The organism is Acinetobacter stercoris (assembly GCF_900323515.1).
GTDB classification, from domain to species: Bacteria; Pseudomonadota; Gammaproteobacteria; order Pseudomonadales; family Moraxellaceae; genus Acinetobacter; species Acinetobacter stercoris.
In genome coordinates this window covers 1-5,205 of the sequence record NZ_OOGT01000246.1, presented here as the reverse complement: position 1 = coordinate 5,205, position 5,205 = coordinate 1, and the positions used below count along the sequence as shown (strand labels likewise).

Sequence of the window (5,205 nt, the reverse complement as noted above, 5' to 3'; positions counted from 1 at the left end):
ATAGATATCTTCTTCCATACATGTTGAAACCATCATATTTCACGATAATATTTTAATTTATAAAAAAAATGATGAAAGCATCCAATATGGTGCTAAGGTGTATCAGACCAGACAAATTCTGTTTAGGTCATCACAAATTCTAATTATTTAACTTGGGGTTGATGATGATTAATAAGTTTTTACCAACAATAGAAAAATTTCAGGAAACTGAAAAACAATATATTGAATACTTCACTTCAAAAGGTGAAAAAGATGTCTTAGGTAAAGTCATTTCCAATATGAAAGGTACAGCTGAGATTCAGGCATCACAAGGTGTAGATTCATGGCTGGGTTATGGTGTTTATTTACCTGCCGTTGAAAAAATATTTGCGTTACATGCAGGTGAAACGGAAGCAGAGTTTTATGCACGCACACATTATCCTGCTGATGTTGTAGACGCCTATAGTATTCCAGATCATGATATCGCAACATTAATTGCCGCAGATAAATATAGCCGCATTCATCAACAGTCTGTCCCGGTAAATACTGCTATATGGCCTTTAAATGATGATGGTCTGAGTATAAATTTATTAGACTTTGATCATAGACTAAAAGCTAAAATATGATCTTGATTGAGTGAAAATCAAATATGATTTTCACTCAAACTATTTCAACATAATATAAAAACAATATGAGCTTAGGATATTTCAATGATTTCAAAGAGAATTATTTCAATTGATCTTAAACACATCCATACAGACAAAGCTTTTTTAAAATACCTATATAAACAGCTACAATTCCCTGATTATTTCGGATTTAACTATGATGCCTTAGATGAATGTATGCGTGATTTTAGCTGGTTTCCAGAATCAGAAATTATTATTTACTTTAAAGGACTGGAAAACCTGACTCATCATCCAGAACTTTATCAAAAAATAAAGCACAGTCTGGAATTTTCCCAGAAGTATTGGCGGAATCAATCCAATAACAAGCAAGTTAGCATATCTTTTTAAAATAACTTTACAGATCAATCATCTAGTTTTTGAAACTCTCTAATATTCAATTCACTTACTTGACCACGCCAGATCCATTTTAATTTGCTATCGATAAAATTATCGCCTTCAAACCAGACAAATAAACCCTCCATCATTTGTGGCCAATCAGACTTATCTACCTGATTCCGTCCTGAAATCACAGCAATAATTGCCGCTAAAATCGTATCATGACTTACTGCAAGACTTAAGCCATTACGATGGATAGGGTGAGTATTATAGATCAGCTCAAGAACATCGATTACCCCTGTAATGGGATGCTTCATTCCAGGCAAGGCCTTTTGCACAAAACTATTTATAAAACCTATCGCTCCCTGTTTTTTGAAATAAGGAGCTGCTTGTTTGATATCCAGAACAAAACTACCCGGTTCAACTAAAAGTCCTTGCTCTATAATTTCAATACGATGTGTATTATTCTCAACAGAAATTGCATCGGCTCCCTGAATCATTAATGCTGCAGTATCAACACATCGCTGAATAGGGCTAGAAATACAGTGTTGAATGACGCGATCAGTATTATCTATGAGATACGCTCCCCAGGCTTGAGCTAAATCGCGCCCCTGAGATGTCAATTGTAAATCATAGCCAGCCAAACCCTGACCATCAACCAGTTCACGAATTGAATGACGCGTAAATAGCGTCACAGGTGTATTGCTATCAGGCAATAAATCAATTGCTTTAAACATACTTTGTGGCAGTAATTCAAGCGCCATATCATCTCTGTATTTAATCTTTATTACATCACAACTATAGCATGTAGGGTAAAAGTCTCAATCTTATAATGTAATGTTTCTTAAGGCATCCAATGCGATTTCCTGACTTTCCTTGTCACGAAATGCAATAAAACCATCATTTAAAACTGTGTCACGCTGATTATAAGTAAATGGTTCGGCATCCAGACTTAATAGGCCACCACCTATGCTTTCTAACAAACCCTGCCCTGCACTCGTATCCCATTCTGATGTAGGATGAAAACGGGGATAAATATCAATCTCCCCCTCTAGCATCATACAAAATTTATAAGCACTACCTGCTTCTCGGCGAATGACAGGATTTTCCCGTTCAATATAATCAATATATTGCTGATATTTAGGATTCTTGCTGCTGTGACTCAGTCCAACTTGTATCGCATCCGATTCACAATCTTTATATTTTGTATATCGTTCCCAAGCCCCCTGACTAAAGGAATATTTATAAGGTAGTTCTGTCAGATAACCAACATACATCACCTGCTCACAAGGCACAGCGATCAGGGAAAAAACAGTTTGGTGATTTTCGATTAAACTCAGATTAATCGTAAACTCATCACGTTCATGTATAAACTCTTTAGTTCCATCCAGAGGATCAAGCATCCAGCAAGTATTCCATGCATGTCTCTCAGAATAATCACTTTCTTCTGATAACACAGGAATTTCTGGTGTTAATTCAGCAAGCTGCTGAATTAAAAAGCGGTTCACTTTCAGATCTGCTTGGGTAACAGGCGAATTATCTTCCTTTTCATCAATATTAAACTCGCGCCCAGCACTATAATTTTGGTATTCTTCTAAAAGGATCTGACTCGCATGCGCCATCACAGGAGTTAATTTAAGAATTTGTTCATCCTGCGGTGCTTGAGTTGTTATAAACATTGATTTAAACCTATTTTATGTCCGATTTTGTAAATAAGCCCATCCTGATGTTTGATATGGATGGCACTCTACTCGATCTCGCTTTCGATGATTTAATCTGGAATCAAAAACTACCAGAACGTCATGCTACTACACATCAATGTTCTTTAGAACAAAGTCATGCAATTTTGCATGCATTTTATCAAGAGCATAAGCATACACTATCCTGGTACTCATCTGACTACTGGACATCGAAAGTTGGTGTGAATGTTTTAGCGTTACAGTATGAATTTCAGGATCGAATCCAGCCGCGTCAAGGTTGTTTTGAACTATTGGAACAACTTAAAGCGCAAGGTTACAAATGCTGGCTAATGACCAATGCTGATTGTGCAAGTTTAAAGTTAAAACTTGAAAACGTCGATTTACGCCCTTATTTTGAAGTAATTATCAGTAGTGAAGAAATTGGATATTCTAAAGAGTTTGTTGAGTTCTGGCAGATCGTTCAACAACAGCATCCTTTCGAGCCACGACAAGCTTTTCTGATCGATGACACAGTCCCTGTGCTCAAAGGTGCTGCAAATTTTGGAATTGAAAATCTCATTACTATCTTGCAACCATCTACGTTAAAAGCCGCTAAAAATGCGCTAGAAATGGAATATCCTGCAATCTTAAATCTTACTGAGCTTTTGCCTTATTTAGATCAATACCAGAAGGAACTCGATGCCAAAACAGCTTGAACGCCCACCTATAGAAGCAATGCGTGTAGATAAATGGTTATGGGCTGCACGTTTTTTTAAAACCCGTTCGATTGCAAAAGATGCAATTGAAGGTGGAAAAGTTCATCACAACAATGAGCGGGTTAAAGTTTCCAAAGAAATACGTGTTGGGATGGAGCTAACGATTCAACAAGGGATCGACAGAAAAACTGTTATCATCAAGGCACTTTCAGATGTACGGGGACCTGCCCCGATTGCTCAACAACTCTATGAAGAAACTGAGGTTAGCATTGCCCGTCGTGAATTGATCAGTACGCAAAGAAAACTGCATAATCTGGCTCGACCTGAACATAGGCCAAGTAAAAAAGATCGCCGACAAATCAGTAAATTTAAACAAGAGAATGATCAGCAATTTGACCAGCATTGGTCGTATAATGATGATTAAATTTGAGCGTCATATCATGTCGCTTCTATACAATTAAATATAGTACAGACTTTCATTTTCTGTCACTATAGCTGCCGTGGACGAGAGACTTAATTTAAAGACATCCACTTTAGTGAATAGTGATAATTACATCGTTTTGAGGTTACGAGATGGATGAGAACAAAAGTAAAGCGTTAAATGCTGCCCTTAGCCAGATTGAAAAACAATTTGGTAAAAACACGGTTATGCGCTTAGGTGATAATTCAGTTCAGGCTGTTGAATCAGTATCAACTGGCTCATTAACACTAGATATTGCATTGGGGATTGGCGGTTTACCAAAAGGTCGTATCGTAGAAATCTATGGTCCAGAATCTTCAGGTAAAACCACAATGACATTACAGGCAATTGCACAATGTCAAAAAGCAGGTGGTACGTGTGCATTTATTGATGCTGAACATGCCCTAGATCCTCAATATGCACGTAAACTTGGCGTTGATATTGACAACCTTTTGGTCTCTCAACCAGATAATGGTGAACAAGCACTTGAAATTGCTGATATGTTAGTCCGTTCTGGTGCTATCGACATGATTGTTGTCGACTCAGTTGCAGCACTAACTCCAAAAGCTGAAATTGAGGGCGAAATGGGCGATTCTCATATGGGCTTACAAGCCCGATTGATGAGTCAGGCGCTTCGTAAAATCACAGGTAATGCCAAACGTTCTAACTGTATGGTGATCTTCATTAACCAGATCCGTATGAAAATCGGTGTAATGTTTGGTAGCCCAGAAACCACAACTGGTGGTAATGCTCTTAAATTCTATGCTTCTGTACGTTTAGATATTCGTCGTATTGGACAAGTCAAAGAAGGTGATGAAATTATTGGTTCAGAAACCAAAGTTAAAGTCGTCAAAAACAAAATGGCACCTCCTTTCCGTGAAGCTATTTTCCAAATTTTATATGGTAAAGGAACCAACCAGCTAGGTGAGTTAGTTGACTTGGCAGTAGCTCAAGATATCATTCAGAAAGCAGGTGCATGGTATTCATATCAAGGTGACAAAATTGGTCAAGGTAAGAACAATGCCATTCGTCATCTGGAAGAAAACCCTCAAATGGCTGCTGAAATTGAAAAAATCATTCGAGAACAACTTTTGACAACCTCAAATGCAGCACCTATTGAAGAAAAAGATGAAGAAGAACAACCTGACTTTTTAGATGTTTGATTTATAAACGATCAAGTCTTATAACGCCCTTCGGGGCGTTTTTTTGTATTGAACTTTAATTGTTTAAAAAAATCTATTTGATAAATTTAGGTGAATAATAAAAATATTTTTGACTAAAAGTTTTAAAAACAAGTATATGCAATTGCTATATTATGCTTTACTCTACTATAAAATTATAAAAAGCTATTTATTTAATTATCTATATTT

General features: G+C 36.8%; 7 protein-coding genes. 5 read left to right on the top strand and 2 right to left on the bottom strand.

Going from position 1 to position 5,205, the window contains the following annotated elements:
- Positions 1-164: 164 nt before the first annotated feature.
- Together KPC_RS17685 and KPC_RS17680 are read left to right on the top strand one after the other, a co-directional pair.
- Complete coding sequence (locus tag KPC_RS17685) at positions 165-605, top strand: hypothetical protein (RefSeq protein ID WP_121975653.1); 441 nt, start codon at positions 165-167, stop codon at positions 603-605.
- An 84-nt stretch (positions 606-689) separates the two neighbouring features.
- Positions 690-992, top strand: coding sequence for a barstar family protein (locus tag KPC_RS17680; protein WP_121975652.1), 303 nt, complete (start codon positions 690-692; stop codon positions 990-992).
- Positions 993-1,006: 14 nt separating this feature from the next.
- On the opposite strand, the gene KPC_RS17675 is transcribed toward KPC_RS17680, so the two are convergent.
- Both KPC_RS17675 and KPC_RS17670 read right to left on the bottom strand, forming a co-directional pair.
- A complete protein-coding gene (locus tag KPC_RS17675; protein ID WP_121975651.1) occupies positions 1,007-1,744 on the bottom strand; it encodes a histidine phosphatase family protein in 738 nt (245 codons plus the stop codon).
- 63 nt (positions 1,745-1,807) lie between these two features.
- The gene (locus KPC_RS17670; RefSeq protein ID WP_121975650.1) at positions 1,808-2,659 is read right to left on the bottom strand and encodes a 3'(2'),5'-bisphosphate nucleotidase CysQ family protein; all 852 of its coding nucleotides are present in this window, start codon (positions 2,657-2,659) and stop codon (positions 1,808-1,810) included.
- A gap of 17 nt (positions 2,660-2,676) precedes the next feature.
- On the opposite strand from KPC_RS17670, the gene KPC_RS17665 reads away from it, so the two are divergent.
- The 3 genes from KPC_RS17665 to recA all read left to right on the top strand — a co-directional run bounded on the left by KPC_RS17665 (position 2,677) and on the right by recA (position 4,998).
- On the top strand, positions 2,677-3,375 hold the full coding sequence (locus KPC_RS17665; protein WP_121975649.1) for an HAD-IA family hydrolase: 699 nt from the start codon (positions 2,677-2,679) through the stop codon (positions 3,373-3,375).
- Complete coding sequence (locus KPC_RS17660; protein ID WP_121975648.1) at positions 3,359-3,799, top strand: RNA-binding S4 domain-containing protein; 441 nt, start codon at positions 3,359-3,361, stop codon at positions 3,797-3,799. The genes KPC_RS17665 and KPC_RS17660 overlap by 17 nt, the downstream gene beginning before the upstream one ends.
- A gap of 149 nt (positions 3,800-3,948) precedes the next feature.
- Positions 3,949-4,998, top strand: coding sequence for a recombinase RecA (gene recA, locus KPC_RS17655; protein ID WP_121975647.1), 1,050 nt, complete (start codon positions 3,949-3,951; stop codon positions 4,996-4,998).
- Positions 4,999-5,205 lie beyond the last annotated feature (207 nt).

Excerpts from the sequence above, each read along its gene's own strand:
- KPC_RS17685 (WP_121975653.1), top strand. The coding sequence starts at position 165 with ATGATTAATAAGTTTTTACCAACAATAGAAAAATTTCAGGAAACTGAA.
- recA (WP_121975647.1), top strand. The coding sequence starts at position 3,949 with ATGGATGAGAACAAAAGTAAAGCGTTAAATGCTGCCCTTAGCCAGATT.
- KPC_RS17680 (WP_121975652.1), top strand. The coding sequence starts at position 690 with ATGATTTCAAAGAGAATTATTTCAATTGATCTTAAACACATCCATACA.
- KPC_RS17660 (WP_121975648.1), top strand. The coding sequence starts at position 3,359 with ATGCCAAAACAGCTTGAACGCCCACCTATAGAAGCAATGCGTGTAGAT.
- KPC_RS17665 (WP_121975649.1), top strand. The coding sequence starts at position 2,677 with ATGTCCGATTTTGTAAATAAGCCCATCCTGATGTTTGATATGGATGGC.
- KPC_RS17670 (WP_121975650.1), bottom strand. The coding sequence starts at position 2,659 with ATGTTTATAACAACTCAAGCACCGCAGGATGAACAAATTCTTAAATTA.
- KPC_RS17675 (WP_121975651.1), bottom strand. The coding sequence starts at position 1,744 with ATGGCGCTTGAATTACTGCCACAAAGTATGTTTAAAGCAATTGATTTA.